General features: G+C 58.9%; 13 protein-coding genes. All 13 read right to left on the bottom strand.

The window, feature by feature from the left end; all coding sequences use genetic code 11:
* Positions 1–137: 137 nt before the first annotated feature.
* Positions 138–1,427, bottom strand: a complete 1,290-nt coding sequence (gene eno / locus FHL16_RS12195) for a phosphopyruvate hydratase (RefSeq protein ID WP_010462792.1) — start codon at positions 1,425–1,427, stop codon at positions 138–140.
* Positions 1,428–1,583: 156 nt separating this feature from the next.
* Complete coding sequence (gene kdsA, locus FHL16_RS12190) at positions 1,584–2,429, bottom strand: 3-deoxy-8-phosphooctulonate synthase (protein WP_010462794.1); 846 nt, start codon at positions 2,427–2,429, stop codon at positions 1,584–1,586.
* A gap of 5 nt (positions 2,430–2,434) precedes the next feature.
* Positions 2,435–4,066 carry a CTP synthase gene (locus FHL16_RS12185; protein ID WP_010462795.1) on the bottom strand — a complete coding sequence of 544 codons (1,632 nt, stop codon included), beginning with the start codon at positions 4,064–4,066 and terminating at the stop codon, positions 2,435–2,437.
* Between the two features lie 274 nt (positions 4,067–4,340).
* Positions 4,341–5,669: a tRNA lysidine(34) synthetase TilS gene (gene tilS / locus FHL16_RS12180; RefSeq protein WP_077748332.1), complete on the bottom strand. Its 1,329-nt coding sequence runs from the start codon at positions 5,667–5,669 to the stop codon at positions 4,341–4,343.
* A 133-nt stretch (positions 5,670–5,802) separates the two neighbouring features.
* A complete protein-coding gene (locus FHL16_RS12175) occupies positions 5,803–6,750 on the bottom strand; it encodes an acetyl-CoA carboxylase carboxyltransferase subunit alpha (RefSeq protein ID WP_010462799.1) in 948 nt (315 codons plus the stop codon).
* A gap of 139 nt (positions 6,751–6,889) precedes the next feature.
* On the bottom strand, positions 6,890–10,411 hold the full coding sequence (gene dnaE / locus FHL16_RS12170; protein WP_010462801.1) for a DNA polymerase III subunit alpha: 3,522 nt from the start codon (positions 10,409–10,411) through the stop codon (positions 6,890–6,892).
* Between the two features lie 76 nt (positions 10,412–10,487).
* Positions 10,488–11,114, bottom strand: a complete 627-nt coding sequence (gene rnhB / locus FHL16_RS12165) for a ribonuclease HII (RefSeq protein ID WP_010462803.1) — start codon at positions 11,112–11,114, stop codon at positions 10,488–10,490.
* Between the two features lie 11 nt (positions 11,115–11,125).
* Positions 11,126–12,256, bottom strand: coding sequence for a lipid-A-disaccharide synthase (gene lpxB, locus FHL16_RS12160; RefSeq protein ID WP_077748331.1), 1,131 nt, complete (start codon positions 12,254–12,256; stop codon positions 11,126–11,128).
* A 2-nt stretch (positions 12,257–12,258) separates the two neighbouring features.
* Positions 12,259–13,035, bottom strand: a complete 777-nt coding sequence (gene lpxA / locus FHL16_RS12155) for an acyl-ACP--UDP-N-acetylglucosamine O-acyltransferase (protein WP_010462807.1) — start codon at positions 13,033–13,035, stop codon at positions 12,259–12,261.
* Positions 13,032–13,472: a 3-hydroxyacyl-ACP dehydratase FabZ gene (gene fabZ / locus FHL16_RS12150; protein ID WP_008154051.1), complete on the bottom strand. Its 441-nt coding sequence runs from the start codon at positions 13,470–13,472 to the stop codon at positions 13,032–13,034. The genes lpxA and fabZ overlap by 4 nt, the downstream gene beginning before the upstream one ends.
* A 108-nt stretch (positions 13,473–13,580) precedes the next feature.
* On the bottom strand, positions 13,581–14,636 hold the full coding sequence (lpxD, locus tag FHL16_RS12145) for a UDP-3-O-(3-hydroxymyristoyl)glucosamine N-acyltransferase (protein WP_077748330.1): 1,056 nt from the start codon (positions 14,634–14,636) through the stop codon (positions 13,581–13,583).
* A 3-nt stretch (positions 14,637–14,639) separates the two neighbouring features.
* Complete coding sequence (locus tag FHL16_RS12140) at positions 14,640–15,143, bottom strand: OmpH family outer membrane protein (protein WP_010462812.1); 504 nt, start codon at positions 15,141–15,143, stop codon at positions 14,640–14,642.
* Between the two features lie 45 nt (positions 15,144–15,188).
* On the bottom strand, positions 15,189–17,564 hold the full coding sequence (gene bamA / locus FHL16_RS12135) for an outer membrane protein assembly factor BamA (RefSeq protein ID WP_077748329.1): 2,376 nt from the start codon (positions 17,562–17,564) through the stop codon (positions 15,189–15,191).
* Positions 17,565–17,573 lie beyond the last annotated feature (9 nt).

The following is a 17,573-nucleotide window of genomic DNA, read 5'->3' as shown; positions in this document are numbered from 1 at the left end:
TGCCAAAACTTTGAAGCTTCTGATAGCACGAAGCCTGGAAGACCCAGGCTTGTGCTTATAAGGCATCAGATTAGTGGCAAATCCATCGCTGTAGCGATTTTTCCGACACAATCCGGTGTCTTTTTACCAGTTAACGATTAACCGCGGAATTCGCTGCGACCGTTGTACTTGGCTTTGCCATTCAACTGCTCTTCGATACGCAGCAATTGGTTGTACTTGGACACGCGGTCCGAACGGCACAGGGAACCGGTCTTGATCTGGCCAGCCGCAGTGCCCACCGCCAGGTCGGCAATGGTCGAGTCTTCGGTTTCGCCGGAGCGGTGCGAGATCACGGCGGTGTAACCAGCGGCCTTGGCCATCTGGATGGCTTCCAGGGTTTCGGTCAGGGTGCCGATCTGGTTGAACTTGATCAGGATCGAGTTGGCGATCTTTTTATCGATGCCTTCTTTCAGGATCTTGGTGTTGGTCACGAACAGGTCGTCGCCCACCAGCTGGGTCTTCTCGCCGATCTTGTCGGTGAGGATTTTCCAGCCAGCCCAGTCGGACTCGTCCAGGCCGTCTTCGATCGAGATGATCGGATAACGCTCGGTCAGGCCTTTCAGGTAGTCAGCGAAACCTTCGGCGGTGAACACCTGGCCTTCGCCGGACAGGTTGTATTTACCGTCTTCATAGAATTCGCTGGCCGCGCAGTCCAGTGCCAGGGTCACGTCGGTGCCCAGCTTGTAACCGGCGTTGGCCACGGCCTCGGAGATCACTTTCAACGCGTCTTCGTTGGAAGCCAGGTTCGGTGCGAAACCACCTTCGTCACCCACTGCGGTGCTCAGGCCACGGGCCTTCAGAACAGCTTTGAGGTGATGGAAAATCTCGGTGCCCATGCGCAGACCTTCCGAGAAAGACTTGGCGCCAACCGGCTGAACCATGAATTCCTGGATGTCGACGTTGTTATCGGCGTGCTCGCCACCGTTGATGATGTTCATCATCGGAACCGGCATCGAGTAGACACCCGGGGTGCCGTTCAGGTTGGCGATGTGCGCGTACAGCGGCAGGTCCTGGTCCTGTGCGGCGGCCTTGGCGGCGGCCAGGGAAACGGCGAGGATCGCGTTGGCGCCCAGGGAGCCTTTGTTTTCGGTGCCATCAAGCTTGATCATCGCGTGATCCAGTGCTTTCTGGTCGCTTGGGTCTGTACCCAGCAACAGATCGCGGATCGGACCGTTGATGTTGGCAACGGCTTTGAGTACGCCTTTGCCCAGGTAACGGCTCTTGTCGCCATCACGCAGCTCGAGCGCTTCACGCGAGCCAGTGGAAGCACCGGACGGCGCGCACGCGCTACCGATGATGCCGTTATCGAGAAGCACGTCCGCTTCCACGGTGGGATTGCCACGGGAGTCGAGAACTTCACGACCTTTGATGTCGACGATTTTTGCCATTGTTGTAAACACTCCAAAGTTGACGAAAACGACGCAGCTAGAGGAAATCTTTTACCGTCGGCAAGTGGTGTGCAGCAGGCAGACTTGCGGACGATAAGGCTCAGGCCCGAGGGCCTGAGCAACAAATCGTGCGGTACTTTACCGGAGAAATGAGGTTTACGCGGTCTCTACCGTCGGAAAACTCTTCACCAGTTCGTCCAGGGCTTTGAGCTGGGCCAGGAATGGCTCCAGTTTGTCCAGGCGCAAGGCGCAAGGGCCGTCGCACTTGGCGTTGTCCGGGTCCGGGTGGGCTTCGAGGAACAGACCGGCCAGCGACTGGCTCATGCCTGCCTTGGCCAGGTCAGTGACCTGGGCGCGACGACCACCGGCGGAATCGGAGCGACCACCGGGCATTTGCAGCGCGTGGGTCACGTCGAAGAACACCGGGTATTCGAACTGCTTCATGATGCCGAAGCCAAGCATGTCGACGACCAGGTTGTTGTAGCCAAAGCTCGAACCGCGTTCGCAGAGGATCAACTGATCGTTACCCGCTTCCACGCATTTGCTCAGGATGTGTTTCATCTCATGCGGGGCGAGGAACTGGGCTTTCTTGATGTTGATCACCGCGCCGGTCTTGGCCATCGCGACCACGAGGTCAGTCTGGCGCGACAGGAAGGCCGGCAGCTGGATGATGTCGCAGACTTCAGCGACGACCGCGGCCTGGTCAGGCTCGTGGACGTCGGTGATGATCGGCACGCCGAAGGCTTGCTTGATGTCCTGGAAAATCCGCATGCCCTCTTCCAGGCCGGGGCCACGGTAAGAGGCCACGGAGGAACGGTTGGCCTTGTCGAAGCTGGCCTTGAACACGTAAGGGATACCGAGTTTCTCGGTGACCTTTACGTATTCTTCGCAGACCTGCATCGCCATGTCGCGGCTTTCCAGCACGTTCATGCCACCGAAAAGCACCATTGGCTTGTCGTTGGCAATCTCGATATCGCCTACACGGATGATCTTCTGCGCCATCGGATTTACGCCTTCTTCTGGTGTTGAACCAAAGCTGCTTTAACGAAACCGCTGAACAACGGGTGACCGTCGCGTGGTGTCGAGGTGAACTCAGGGTGGAACTGGCAAGCGACGAACCATGGATGATCCGGGGCTTCAACCACTTCGACCAGCGCGCCATCACCGGAACGACCGGAGATTTTCAGGCCGGCTTCCATGATTTGCGGCAGCAGGTTGTTGTTCACTTCGTAGCGATGACGGTGACGCTCGACGATCACGTCCTTGGCGTAGCAATCGTGCACCAGGGAACCCGGTTCCAGCAGGCAATCCTGAGCGCCGAGGCGCATGGTGCCGCCCAGGTCGGACGATTCGGTACGGGTTTCGACGGCGCCGGTGGCATCTTCCCACTCGGTGATCAGACCCACGACCGGATGACCGCTGGCGCGATCGAACTCGGTGGAGTTGGCGTCTTTCCAGCCCAGCACGTTACGAGCGAACTCGATCACGGCCACTTGCATGCCCAGGCAGATGCCGAGGTACGGAACCTTGTTTTCGCGAGCGTATTGAACGGCGGTGATCTTGCCTTCCACGCCACGCAGACCGAAGCCGCCCGGTACGAGGATCGCGTCGACACCTTCCAGCAGCGCGGTGCCCTGGTTTTCGATGTCTTCGGAATCGATGTAGCGCAGGTTGACCTTGGTGCGGTTGCTGATGCCGGCGTGACTCATCGCTTCGATCAGCGACTTGTAGGCGTCCAGCAGCTCCATGTACTTGCCGACCATCGCGATGGTGACTTCGTGTTCCGGGTTCAGCTTGGCGTCAACCACCGCTTCCCACTCGGACAGGTCCGCGCTGCCGCATTGCAGGCCGAAACGCTCGACGACGAAATCGTCCAGGCCTTGAGAGTGCAGGATGCCCGGGATCTTGTAGATGGTGTCGGCATCTTCCAGCGCGATCACCGCACGTTCTTCAACGTTGGTGAACTGCGCGATCTTGCGACGCGACGAGATGTCGATCGGGTGATCGGAACGGCACACCAGCACGTCTGGCTGCAGGCCGATGGAACGCAGTTCCTTGACCGAGTGCTGGGTTGGTTTGGTTTTGGTTTCGCCGGCAGTGGCGATGTACGGCACCAGCGTCAGGTGCATCAGCATCGCGCGCTTGGCGCCGACTTCGAAACGCAATTGACGGATCGCTTCGAGGAACGGTTGCGACTCGATGTCACCCACGGTGCCACCGATCTCGACCATCGCCACGTCAGCATCGCCGGCACCCTTGATGATGCGGCGCTTGATTTCGTCGGTGATGTGCGGGATTACCTGGATGGTTGCACCCAGGTAATCACCACGGCGCTCTTTGCGCAGGACGTGTTCGTAGACACGGCCGGTGGTGAAGTTGTTGTTCTGGGTCATGGTCGTGCGGATGAACCGCTCGTAGTGGCCCAGGTCCAGGTCGGTCTCGGCGCCGTCGTGGGTGACGAACACTTCACCGTGCTGGAACGGGCTCATGGTGCCCGGGTCAACGTTGATGTACGGGTCCAGCTTCAGCATGGTGACCTTAAGTCCCCGCGCCTCCAGGATGGCCGCCAATGAAGCCGAGGCAATGCCTTTCCCCAATGAAGAAACAACACCGCCCGTGACGAATATGTAGCGCGTCATGAAAAACCCTAGAAGTCTGCGTTAAAGCGGTCCGAGCCGCCGGGGAAAGCGAAGGAAGGCCGAAGCCCCCGATCACCTGCATTAATCACAGTGCACCTTTCAAAAAAACCGCCGCGTTGGGACAGACCGGCAGATGAAACACCGGTACGTTGCTCGCTACACATTTTTTGGAATCGCCCAGCAAAGACTGCTTGGTAATCGGCAACTTCTGTAATTCAGGCGAATCCACAGAAGTTGTATCAAGAAGGGAGCGTAGTCTACCGGAAAGCCCCTTTCAGCTCAAACCTTGATCTTCGCTCAGTGGGTCCCAATGCAAATGCCAGCCCTCCTGCTCGTTGCCATCGAGGCCCCGCAGGTTGGCCACCGCCAGCAATTGCGCGTCCCGGTAAAGCAGCGGCAATCTGCCACGGACGAAGCCCGGAACCCCGCGTTCGTTGAGCAAACGCTTGAGATCCCGGTGGCCGCGCTCAGGCAGATTCATGACCTCGCCTCCTTCACGATAGCGGATTTGCAGCGGGCCGGCGGGGATTTGGCCGGTGATCGTAAGCTCGCCGTTTTCCGGTAAAACCAGCGTTGTCGAAGGATCAGTCCAAAGGCCGACTGGGGGGGGAACGCGCAGCCAACGACCCGACAGCCACCAGATACGCCCGCCCGCCCGATGCAATTCGCCCTCCGCCAATCGCCAGACCGGACGGGCATCACCCGTGGCATCGCGCAAATCATTCCAACCCGACCAATGGTCGCTATCCGGCAGCCGCGTCAATGCTGCAAGCCAGTGACTCAATGCGTTGCGCTGGCGCGCGGCAGAAAGCCTGACCAGCGGCACCAACTCCAGGGATGGCAGACCCAGCCAATCGAATTCATTGGCGGTATTGGCGCTGGCCAGATCGATGTGGGCCAGCTCATCGAGCAACCCCTGAGCTTCGCTCAGATGCGCGGCAGTGCGAGCCATGGTTGCCGTCGCTTGCGGCCAGCGCTCGGTCAATACCGGGAACACTTGATGCCGCAGGTAGTTGCGTGAGAACTGGCGGTCCTGGTTCGAAGGGTCCTCGATCCAGCTCAACCGATGCTCGGCCGCATAAGCCTCAAGCTCGGCGCGTGTGACATCGAGCAACGGACGCAAAAGATGCCCGCGACCCAGGACCCGCTCGCGCGGCATGCCCGACAAGCCCCTCACCCCTGCCCCGCGCAACAGCCGAAACAACAGGGTTTCCGCTTGGTCGTCCCGGTGCTGCGCGGTGAGTAGCAGCTCATTGGCTTGAGTGGCTTCAACGAAGGCGCCATAGCGCGCATCCCGGGCGGCACGCTCAAGGCTGGCGCCGGGCTGAACCTGAACGTGAACCACCTGCAGCGGCACACCCAGCGCGTCACAGACCGACTGACAATGTTGCGGCCACGCATCAGCCGCAGCCTGAAGGCCGTGGTGAACATAAATGGCGCTGAGCGCCGGCAGGGATTGGGTTTTTGCGAGGTGGGCAAGGAGGTGCAGCAGGACGGTGGAGTCGAGTCCGCCGGAGAAGGCGACGCGCCAGGTTGTGGCGTTGCGCCACGGCGCGAGATTCAGCAGAAGCCTGGTGGAGAGATCACGCGTTGGCAGACTCATATCGATCACTTCGCACAAATCAAATGTGGGAGCGAGCCTGCTCGCGATGGCGGCTTAACATTCAACTTATCTGTTGGCTGTTATACCGCTTTCGCGAGCAGGCTCGCTCCCACATGGGTGAAGCGCGGTCAGATCAGAGACCGTAGCTCATCAGACGCTCGTAACGACGGGCCAGCAGCGCCTCGTTATCGAACTTCTTCAGCATCGCCAGTTGCGAGCTCAGCTCGGCACGGATCGAAGCCGCCGCCGCTGCCGGATCGCGGTGAGCGCCGCCCAATGGCTCGCCGATCACTTTGTCGACGATGCCCAGGCCTTTCAGGCGCTCGGCGGTGATGCCCATGGCTTCAGCCGCGTCCGGCGCTTTCTCGGCGGTTTTCCACAGAATCGAGGCGCAACCTTCCGGCGAGATCACCGCGTAGGTCGAGTACTGAAGCATGTTCAGTTGATCGCAGACGCCGATCGCCAGCGCGCCACCCGAACCACCTTCACCGATCACGGTGGCGATGATTGGGGTTTTCAGGCGGGCCATGACGCGCAGGTTCCAGGCAATCGCCTCGCTCTGGTTACGCTCCTCAGCATCGATGCCAGGGTAAGCGCCCGGCGTGTCGATGAAGGTCAGGATCGGCATTTTGAAACGTTCGGCCATTTCCATCAGGCGGCACGCCTTGCGGTAGCCTTCAGGACGCGGCATACCGAAGTTGCGGCGCACTTTCTCGCGCACTTCACGGCCTTTCTGGTGGCCGATGATCATCACCGGCTGATCGTCCAGACGGGCAATGCCGCCCACGATCGCAGCGTCGTCGGAGAAGTGACGGTCGCCGTGCAGTTCGTCGAACTCGGTGAAGATGTGTTCGATGTAGTCCAGGGTATACGGACGTTTCGGGTGACGCGCGAGACGTGCGATCTGCCAGCTGGTCAGCTTGCCGAAGATGTCTTCGGTCAGCGTGCTGCTTTTGTCCTGCAGGCGGGAGATCTCATCGCCGATATTCAGCGAATTGTCGTTACCGACCAAGCGCAACTCTTCGATCTTGGCTTGCAGGTCGGCGATCGGCTGTTCGAAATCTAGAAAATTCGGGTTCATAGGCGTCCGTCTTGGGTCGACGTCCAAGAGAGCTTGGGCCGGCCGGTTGTCTATTCGCGCCCTACCTTAAGGGACAGGCGCGTTCAGGTCGAGATTAAAAATTCTGGTCGAGATCGGGGCCTACAGACAGCCCCGACCGTCAACGGTATTGGAGGAAGACGTTGTCTCGCCCGAACTGGTCACGCAAGGCTTGAATCAACGCATCCGCCGGATCGATCCGCCAGGTCTCGCCAAACTGCAGCAAGGCCTTCGCATCGGGGCTCGTGTACTCCATGGTGATCGGGCACGCGCCGCGATGACGCTTGAACAACTCACCCAGCCAGCGTAGCTGATCGCCCTTCAAATCCTTGGTCTGCAGCTTCAGGCGCAGGCTTTCGGCGAGGTTGGTGCGCGCATCTTCCATGCTCATCACCCGCTTGACCCGCAGCCGCAGGCCACCGGAAAAGTCGTCGTTGCTGACTTCGCCTTCGACCACGACCATCGCATCGGTCTGCAACAGCGATTGCGCCGAATGGAACGCTTCGGCAAACAGCGAAGCCTCGATCCGCCCGGAGCGATCGTCGAGAGTGATGAAACCCATCTTGTCGCCCTTTTTGTTCTTCATCACCCGCAGGGCGATGATCATGCCGGCGACGGTTTGCGTATCACGAGCCGGCTTCAGGTCGATGATGCGCTGACGGGCAAAACGGCGGATCTCGCCTTCGTACTCGTCAATCGGGTGACCGGTCAGGTACAGGCCGAGGGTGTCTTTCTCCCCTTTCAGGCGCTCCTTGAGGGTCAGCTCCTTGGCTTTGCGGTGATTGGCGTAGACGTCGGCGTCTTCTTCAACGAACAGACCACCAAACAGGTCGACATGACCGCTGTCATGGGTACGCGCGGTTTGTTCGGCCGCCTTGATCGCCCCTTCCATGGCGTTCAGCAAGACCGCCCGGTTACGGTCGATATTGGCCTGATAGGCTTTCTGCTCGTCATGGAAATAAGGCCCCAGACGATCCAGTGCACCGCTGCGGATCAAACCGTCCAGGGTGCGCTTGTTGATTCGCTTGAGGTCGACACGGGCACAGAAATCGAACAGGTCCTTGAACGGACCGTCCTGACGCGCCTCGGTAATCGCCTCGACCGGGCCTTCGCCCACCCCCTTGATCGCACCGAGGCCGTAAATAATCCGGCCTTCGTCATTCACCGTGAACTTGAACTCGGAAGTATTCACATCCGGCGCGTCGAGACGCAGCTTCATGGTGCGAATTTCTTCGATCAAGGTCACGACCTTGTCGGTGTTGTGCATATCCGCAGACAGTACCGCGGCCATGAACGGCGCCGGGTAGTGCGTTTTCAGCCAAGCGGTCTGGTATGAAACCAGGCCATAAGCGGCGGAGTGGGATTTGTTGAAGCCGTAACCGGCGAATTTTTCTACCAGGTCGAAAATGTTACCGGCCAGGTCGGCGTCGATATTGTTGGTCTTGCAACCGTCAATGAAACCGCCGCGCTGCTTGGCCATTTCTTCCGGCTTTTTCTTACCCATGGCCCGTCGCAGCATGTCCGCGCCGCCGAGGGTGTAACCGGCCATGACCTGGGCAATCTGCATCACCTGTTCCTGATACAGAATGATGCCGTAAGTCGGTGCCAATACGGGCTTGAGGCCTTCGTACTGGTAGTCCGAGTGCGGGTACGCGAGTTCGGCGCGACCGTGCTTACGGTTGATAAAGTCGTCCACCATGCCCGATTGCAAAGGGCCCGGACGGAACAGGGCCACCAGTGCGATCAAGTCTTCCAGGCAGTCGGGCTTGAGCTTTTTGATCAGCTCTTTCATGCCGCGCGACTCAAGCTGGAACACCGCGGTGGTTTCAGCTTTTTGCAGCAGCTGGTAGGTCGGTTTGTCATCCAGCGGGATGAACGCGATATCCAGCGGCGGCTGATCGACCTTGGCGCGGTCGCGGTTGATGGTTTTCAGTGCCCAGTCGATGACCGTCAGGGTCCGCAGGCCGAGGAAGTCGAACTTCACCAGGCCGGCGGCTTCAACGTCGTCCTTGTCGAACTGGGTCACCAGACCGTCGCCGGCCTCATCGCAATAGATTGGCGAGAAGTCAGTCAGCTTGGTCGGCGCGATCACCACACCACCGGCGTGCTTGCCGACGTTACGCACAACGCCTTCAAGCTTGCGCGCCATTTCCCAGATTTCCGCGGCTTCTTCATCGACCTTGATGAAGTCGCGCAGGATTTCTTCCTGCTCGTAGGCTTTTTCCAGGGTCATGCCGACTTCGAACGGAATCATCTTCGACAGACGATCCGCCAGACCGTAGGACTTGCCCTGCACCCGCGCCACGTCTCGGACCACCGCCTTGGCGGCCATGGAACCGAAGGTGATGATCTGGCTCACCGCATTACGGCCGTATTTCTCGGCCACGTAGTCGATCACACGGTCGCGACCGTCCATGCAGAAGTCGACGTCGAAGTCGGGCATGGAAACCCGTTCCGGGTTAAGGAAACGTTCGAACAGCAGGTCATATTCCAGCGGATCGAGGTCGGTGATCTTCTGCACATAGGCCACCAGCGACCCGGCACCCGACCCCCGCCCAGGCCCGACCGGCACGCCGTTGCTCTTGGCCCACTGGATGAAGTCCATCACGATCAGGAAGTAACCGGGGAAGCCCATCTGGATGATGATATCCAGTTCGAAATTCAACCGGTCGACGTAGACCTGACGCTTGGTTTCGTAGTCTTCGGTGGTGTCTCGGGGCAGCAGAACGCTGAGACGCTCTTCCAGGCCATCGAACGAGACCTTGCGGAAATACTCGTCGATGGTCATGCCATCAGGGATCGGGAAGTTGGGCAGGAAGTGAGTGCCCAGCTTCACTTCGATGTTGCAGCGCTTGGCGATCTCGACGGTGTTGGCCAGCGCTTCGGGAATGTCGCTGAACAGCTCGGCCATTTCCTCGGCGCTTTTGAGGTATTGCTGATCGCTGTAATTCTTCGAACGCCGCGGATCGTCGAGGGCGCGGCCCTCACCGATGCAGACGCGGGTTTCGTGAGCGGCAAAGTCTTCCTGCTTGATGAAACGCACGTCGTTGGTGGCGACCAGCGGCGCACCGATCTTCTCGGCCAGCGCCACGGCGCCGTGCAACTGCTCTTCGTCGTTGGGGCGGTTGGTGCGCTGGATCTCCAGATAGAAACGATCCGGGAACACCGCCATCCATTCGCGCGCGAGGTTTTCCGCTTCTGCCGGATTGCCGCTGAGCATGGCCAGGCCGATCTCGCCCTCTTTGGCCGCCGACAGCATGATCAAGCCTTCGCTGGCTTCGGCCACCCACTCGCGCTCGATGATGACCGAGCCATTGCGCTGGCCGTCGATGAAGCCGCGGGAAATCAGTTCGGTGAGGTTGCGATAGCCGACAGCGTTCATCACCAGCAGGCTGATCCGGCTCAGGGCGTTGTCCGGGTCCTTGTTCGACAACCACAGGTCGGCACCGCAGATCGGCTTGATGCCTGCGCCCATGGCGGCTTTATAGAATTTGACCAGGGAACACATGTTGTTCTGGTCGGTGACCGCGACGGCAGGCATGTTCATGCCGACCAGGGTCTTGACCAGCGGTTTGATCCGCACCAGACCGTCGACCAGGGAATATTCAGTGTGCAGGCGTAGATGAACGAATGAAGCCGGCATAGTGATCCTGTCTAGAAACGTGAAGACAACAAGGCCCGGATTGTACCGGGCCTTGAGTAAAACATCAGCCTCGCGACTAACTCTCGATCAGGTTTTCGCGAGCCTCGTAAGCCAGGCGCACCGGGGCGAAAGAACGACGGTGAATCGGCGTTGGCCCCAATCGGGCCAGAGCTTCCAGATGAACGGGGGTCGGGTAGCCTTTGTGGCCGCCGATCCCGTAACCCGGGTAAATCAGTTCGAAAGCGGCCATTTCACGGTCACGGCTGACCTTGGCCAGAATCGACGCCGCAGCGATAGCCGGCACCTTGCCGTCGCCCTGCACCACCGCTTCGGCGCGCATGGACAGTTTCGGGCAGCGGTTGCCGTCGATCATCGCCAGTTTCGGCTGGATGTGCAGCCCTTCGATCGCGCGCTGCATGGCCAACATGGTGGCATGCAGAATATTCAGCTCATCGATTTCTTCAACTTCGGCCCGGGCGATGCACCAGCTCAGGGCTTTTTCGCAAATTTCGTCGTAGAGCTTTTCGCGGCGTGCTTCGGTGAGTTTCTTCGAGTCGTTCAGACCAAGAATCGGCCGATTCGGATCGAGAATTACCGCAGCCGTGACCACGGCGCCGCAGAGCGGGCCGCGACCGACTTCGTCGACACCGGCAACCAGATCTTCCACTTCAGCGACCAAGGTGAAATCCAGCCCCATTTGCATGCTTGTTTTACTCATTGTACTGGGCCAATCAGTTTCAGCACGGCATCCGCCGCCTGGTTGGAGGCATCCAGACGCAAGGTCCGGTGGATTTCGTCGAAGCCACGGGTCTGTTCTTCGCCACCCTCGATCAACGGTGACAAGGTCTGGGCCAGGGCTTCGACCGTTGCGTCGTCTTGCAGCAACTCGGGCACCAAAAGGCGTTGGGCCAGCAAGTTCGGCAACGAGATGTAGGGGCTTTTCACCATGCGCTTGAGAATCCAGAACGTCAGCGGCGCCAGGCGATAAGCGACCACCATCGGCCGCTTGTACAACAGCGCTTCAAGGGTCGCCGTGCCGGAGGCAATCAACACGGCGTCGCAGGCGGCAAGGGCCAGATGGGATTTGCCATCGAGCAGGGTCAGCGGCAGATCGCGACCGGCCAGCAACTCTTCAAGCTGCGCGCGGCGTTCCGGGCTGGCGCAAGGCATGACGAACCGAACGCCGGGGCGCAAGGCCCGCAGGCGTTGGGCGGTATCGAGGAACAACGCACCGAGACGGCCGACTTCGCCGCCACGACTGCCCGGCATCAACGCAACCAGCGGTCCGTCCGGCAAGCCGAGTTCGGCCCGAGCGGCGGCGCGATCGGCTTCAAGCGGGATCGCATCAGCCAGGGAATGCCCGACAAACCGCACCGGCACGCCCTTTTCTTCGTAGAATTTCGCTTCGAATGGAAACAGCGTCAGCATCAGGTCGCAGCCTTCGCGAATCTTCAGCACCCGCTTCTGCCGCCACGCCCACACCGACGGGCTGACGTAATGCACGGTCTTGATCCCGGCCTGACGCAGCTTGAGTTCGATAGTGAGGTTGAAGTCCGGGGCATCGATGCCGATAAATGCGTCCGGCTTTTCGGCGATCAGGTCGGCGATCAGCTTTTTGCGACGCGCCATCAGTTCACGCAATCGACCCAGCACTTCCACCAGGCCCATGACCGAAAGACGTTCCATCGGGAAATACGAAGTCAGGCCTTCGGCCTGCATCAGCGGACCACCGACACCGATGAACTCCACTGCCGGATGCTGAGCCTTGAGTGCGCGCATGATGCCCGCGCCCAGAATGTCACCGGAAGCCTCACCCGCCACCAGCGCAATACGCAGATTAGCCATGATTAACGTGTGATGCCGCGGGTCGAAGACTGGATGGAATCACGGAACACCGCGACTTCCGGGAACTGGTCCGAAGGTTCGGCCAATTCGGTGAGTGCCTGCTCAACCGTCAGGCCTTGGCGGTAAACCACCTTATAGGCACGACGCAGGGCGTGGATCGCGTCTTCGCTGAAACCACGACGGCGCATGCCTTCGAAGTTCATGCTACGGGCTTCGGCCGGGTTGCCGAACACCGTGACGTAGGCTGGAACGTCCTTGCCAATGGCGGTACCCATGCCGGAAAAGCTGTGGGCGCCGATGTGGCAATACTGGTGAACCAGGGTAAAGCCGGACAGGATAGCCCAGTCTTCAACGTGCACATGGCCAGCCAACGCAGTGTTGTTGACGAGGATGCAGTGGTTACCGATGACACTGTCGTGGCCGATGTGGGCATAGGCCATGATCAGGTTGTGATCGCCCAGGGTCGTTTCCGAGCGGTCCTGAACCGTGCCACGGTGAATCGTCACGCCTTCACGGATGATGTTGTGGTCACCGATGACCAGACGTGTTTCTTCGCCTTTGTATTTCAGATCGGGCGTGTCCTCACCTACCGAGGAAAACTGGTAGATGCGGTTGTGCTTACCGATTCGGGTCGGGCCCTTGAGAATCACATGCGGCCCGATCACTGTCCCCTCGCCGATTTCCACACCTGCGCCGACGATCGACCATGGGCCGACCTCGACACCTTCAGCCAGAACGGCCGTCGGATCGATGATTGCGCGAGGGTCAATCAAACTCATAGTTTGCGTTCCGCGCAGATGATTTCAGCGGAGCAGACTGGCTTGCCATCGACCGAAGCCTGGCACTCGAACTTCCAGATCTGACGCTTGCAGCTGATGAAACGGGCTTCGAGGATCAATTGATCGCCTGGAGTGACGGGCTGGCGAAAACGCAGCTTGTCGGAGCCGACGAAGTAGTAGAGCGTGCCGTCGGCAGGCTTCACGTCGAGCATTTTGAAACCAAGGATACCGGCAGCCTGAGCCATCGCTTCGATGATCAGTACGCCCGGCATGATTGGATGCGCGGGGAAGTGACCATTGAAGAACGGTTCGTTGATGCTGACATTCTTGTAGGCGCGAATGCGCTTGCCTTCCACATCCAGATCCACGACCCGGTCCACCAGCAGGAACGGGTAACGGTGAGGCAGGTATTCGCGAATCTCGTTGATGTCCATCATTTCGGGGGGAAGCCTATGTAAAGATTGGGAGCGCGCGACTGACGCGCACCCCTCTAGCAAATCAAGGAGGCAGTCTAGCGGCTGTGCACACTTGATATGGAAATGGTATCAGCCATCTGATGAAGCATTACCGTCAGGGGTCACGTCCCCTACACGCTTTTCCAGCTGTCGCAGACGTCGCGCGATGTCATCGAGCTGACGGATACGGGCCGCGCTTTTGCGCCATTCGGCGGCTGGTTGCATCGCCGTACCGGAAGAATAGGAACCCTTTTCGGTAATCGAATGGGTCACCATGGTCATCCCGGTGATAAAAACGTTGTCGCAAATTTCGATATGCCCCACCAGCCCAACGCCCCCGGCGAGCATGCAATGCTTGCCGATTTTGGTGCTGCCGGAGATCCCCACACACGCGGCCATGGCGGTGTGATCACCAACCTGTACGTTGTGGGCGATCTGAATCTGATTGTCGAGCTTCACACCGTTACCCAGTACGGTATCGGCCAGCGCACCGCGATCGATAGCGGTATTCACGCCAATCTCCACATCATCACCGACCAATACACCGCCGATCTGGGCGATTTTCTGCCAGACACCTTTCTCGTTGGCAAAGCCGAAGCCTTCGCCACCCAGCACGGCACCGGACTGAATCACTACCCGCTTGCCGATGCGCACGTCGTGGTACAGCGTGACCCGCGGGGCCAGCCAGCCGCCTTCGCCGATTTCGCTACGGGCACCGATGAAGCAATGCGCCCCCACGGTCACACCGGCAGCAATACGCGCGCCGCTTTCGATCACCGCAAAGGCACCGATGCTCGCAGCCGGATCAACCACTGCGTCCGCGGCCACTACCGCTGTCGGATGAATACCGGCCGGCGCCTTGGGCTTGGGATCGAACAGATGGGAAATACGCGCATAGGCCAGATACGGATCAGGCACCACCAGCGCATTACCGGCATAACCTTCAGCGTCAGCGGCCTTCAGCAACAGCGCTGCAGCCCGGCAGTCCGCCAGGTATTTTCGGTATTGGGGGTTTGCGAGAAAGCTCAACTGAGCTGGGCCAGCCTCTTGCAAAGTGGCTAGCCCAGTAATTTCTTTCTCCGGGTCGCCACGTAGCGTGGCGCCGAGGAACTCGGCCAACTGGCCGAGCTTTATAGTCGCTGTCATGGATTACTTCAGCTGATTCATGCGCTCGATAACCTGGCGAGTGATGTCGTACTGAGGTTTGACATCAATCACTGCGCCACGCTCGAAGACCAGGTCAAAAGCACCTTTCTTGATGACTTCTTCCACAGCGCTGTCCAGTTTCGGCTTGAGCTGCTTAAGCATTTCACGGTCGGCAACGGCTTTGGCTTCGTTCAGCTCCTTGGACTGGAACTGGAAGTCACGGGCCTTTTGCTTGAACTCGAGCTCAAGGCGTTCACGTTCGCCTTGCTGCATCTTGTCGCCGCCAGCCATCAGACGGTCCTGGATGCCTTTGGCGCTGCTTTCCAGCGTCTTGAGCTTGGACAGTTGCGGACCAAACTTCTTCTCGGCGTCCACGGCGTATTTCTTGGCCGCGTCGGATTCCAGCAGGGCCATCTGATAGTTCAGAACGGCGATTTTCATGTCGGCAAAAGCCGGACCTGCTACCAGTACGGTCGCCAGGAGAACCAATTGAGTCAACTTACGCACGATGTACTCCTACAAAATCCATTGTCGTTATTTTGGGGCAGACGCTTAGAACGTCTGGCCGAGAGAGAATTGGAACACTTGAGTCTCAGCGTCATCCGGTTTCTTGATCGGCATGGCCAACGCGAAGCTCAGAGGACCCAGTGCGGTGACCCAGGTCACGCCGACACCGACGGAACTGGCCATGTTGCTCAGGCTGATGTCGTTGCACTTTGTATTGGACGCCGAACCGTTTGCATTGGTGGTGTCTTTGCACTGCGAGTCAAAAACGTTACCCACATCCCAGAATACCGAGGTACGCAGGGAGCGTTGATCCTTGACGAACGGCAGCGGGAACAGAAGCTCTGCACCACCCTGGATCAGGACGTTACCACCAAATGGCAGCGGATCCTGGTCCGGATCGGCCAATGTACCCGGGTTCGTGCCACGGCTAGGCGTACTGCGCGGGCCCAGGGTGCTGTCCTTGAAGCCACGAACCGAGTTGAAACCACCAGCATAGTAGTTTTCATAGAACGGCAAGCCGTCGGTCGAACCGTAACCGTCGCCATAGCCCAGCTCGGTGTGCAGACGTACGGTGTAGTTATCAGACAATGGCTGGAACAACTGGCCACGGTAATCAAGTTTGAAGAACGACAGGTCGCTACCCGGAGTGGTCGTTTCCAACGTCAGGCTCTGGGAATGACCGCGGGTTGCCAACACACCCTTGTTCAAGGTGGACTCGGACCAACCGGCCGATGCCTTGAAGTTCAGGTAGTTGTCGCCTTCCTTGTTCACGAAGTCGAAAATCTCGTCAACGGTGTACTGACCGGTCTTGATCTTGTCCTGTTGCGCGCTCAGGCCAAAGGTCAGTCGCGACGTCTCGCTGATCGGGTAGCCGACGTTGACGCCAGCACCCAGGCTGTCTACGGCATAGCTGGCTACGTCGACATCAAGGTCTTTGTAGTCAGTGGTGCGATAGAAAGCGTTGTAGCCCAAGCTCACGCCATCAGCAGTCCAGTACGGGTCGACATAACCGAAGTTATAACGGCTCTGGTATTCACTGCGGGTCAAACCGATGCTGACCTTGTTACCGGTACCCAGGAAGTTGTTCTGGGTGATCGAACCACCGAGGATCAGACCGGCGCTCTGAGCGAAACCGACGCTGGCGGTAATGGAACCGGAAGCCTGTTCTTCAACGCTGTAGTTCACGTCAACCTGGTCGTCGACACCCGGTACAGCCGGGGTTTCGACGTTGACCTCTTTAAAGAAGCCCAGACGTTCAAGACGGGTCTTGGATTGGTCGATCAGGTAGGTCGAAGCCCAGCCGCCCTCCATCTGACGCATTTCACGGCGCAACACTTCGTCTTCGGACTTGGTGTTGCCACGGAAGTTGATGCGGTTGACGTAAGCACGCTTGCCCGGATCGACGGCAAAAGTGATGTCGACCGTGTGGTCTTCATCGTTCGGCTGAGGCACGCCGCTGACGTTGGCGAAGGTGTAACCCTCGTTACCCAGGCGACGGGTGATCAGCTCGGACGTGGTGGTCATCAGCTTGCGCGAGAACACCTGGCCTTTCTGAACCAGCAGCAGGGACTTGACCTGGTCCTCAGGGACTTTCAGGTCGCCGCTCAGCTTGACGTCACGAACGGTGTACTTCTCGCCTTCGTTGACGTTGACGGTGATGTAGACGTGTTTCTTGTCTGGAGTAATGGACACCTGGGTCGAAGCGATATCCATGTTGATATAGCCACGGTCCAGGTAGTAGGAGCGCAGACGCTCCAGGTCACCGGACAGTTTTTCACGGGCGTACTTGTCATCGTTCTTGAAGAACGACAGCCAGTTGGTAGTCTTCAATTCAAACAGGTCGATCAGGTCTTCGTCAGGGAAGACCGTGTTACCCACCACGTTGATGTGCTGGATAGCCGCAACGGTGCCTTCGTTGATGTTGACCTTCAGGCCGACGCGGTTACGCGGCTGCGGCACCACTTCGGTGTCGACGGTGGCGGAGTAGCGACCCTGGGCGACATATTGGCGCTGCAGTTCGTTACGCACACCTTCGAGGGTGGCACGCTGGAAGATCTCGCCTTCGGCCAGACCGGATTGTTTGAGTCCCTTCATCAGGTCTTCAGTAGAGATCGCCTTGTTACCTTCGATCTCGATACTGGCGACTGACGGGCGCTCGACTACCGTGATGACAAGGACGTTGCCATCGCGGCCCAGCTGGATATCTTGAAAGAACCCGGTTTTGAACAGCGCACGAGTGGATTCCACCAGGCGACGATCATCCGCCTGTTCACCGACGTTTAACGGCAAAGCACCAAAGACGCTACCCGCGGAGACCCGCTGGAGGCCATTGACGCGAATATCAGAGATAGTGAAGGACTCGGCGTGAACTTCGGCGATCATCAATACGGTGAGAACCGCAGTTAGCAGCAGACGTTTCATGAAGTCCTT

This window comes from Pseudomonas sp. FSL W5-0299, assembly GCF_005930655.1.
Taxonomy (GTDB): Bacteria; Pseudomonadota; Gammaproteobacteria; order Pseudomonadales; family Pseudomonadaceae; genus Aquipseudomonas; species Aquipseudomonas mandelii.
The sequence above is the reverse complement of the archived record's forward strand: the minus strand, read 5'-3'. Positions and strand labels throughout refer to the sequence as shown.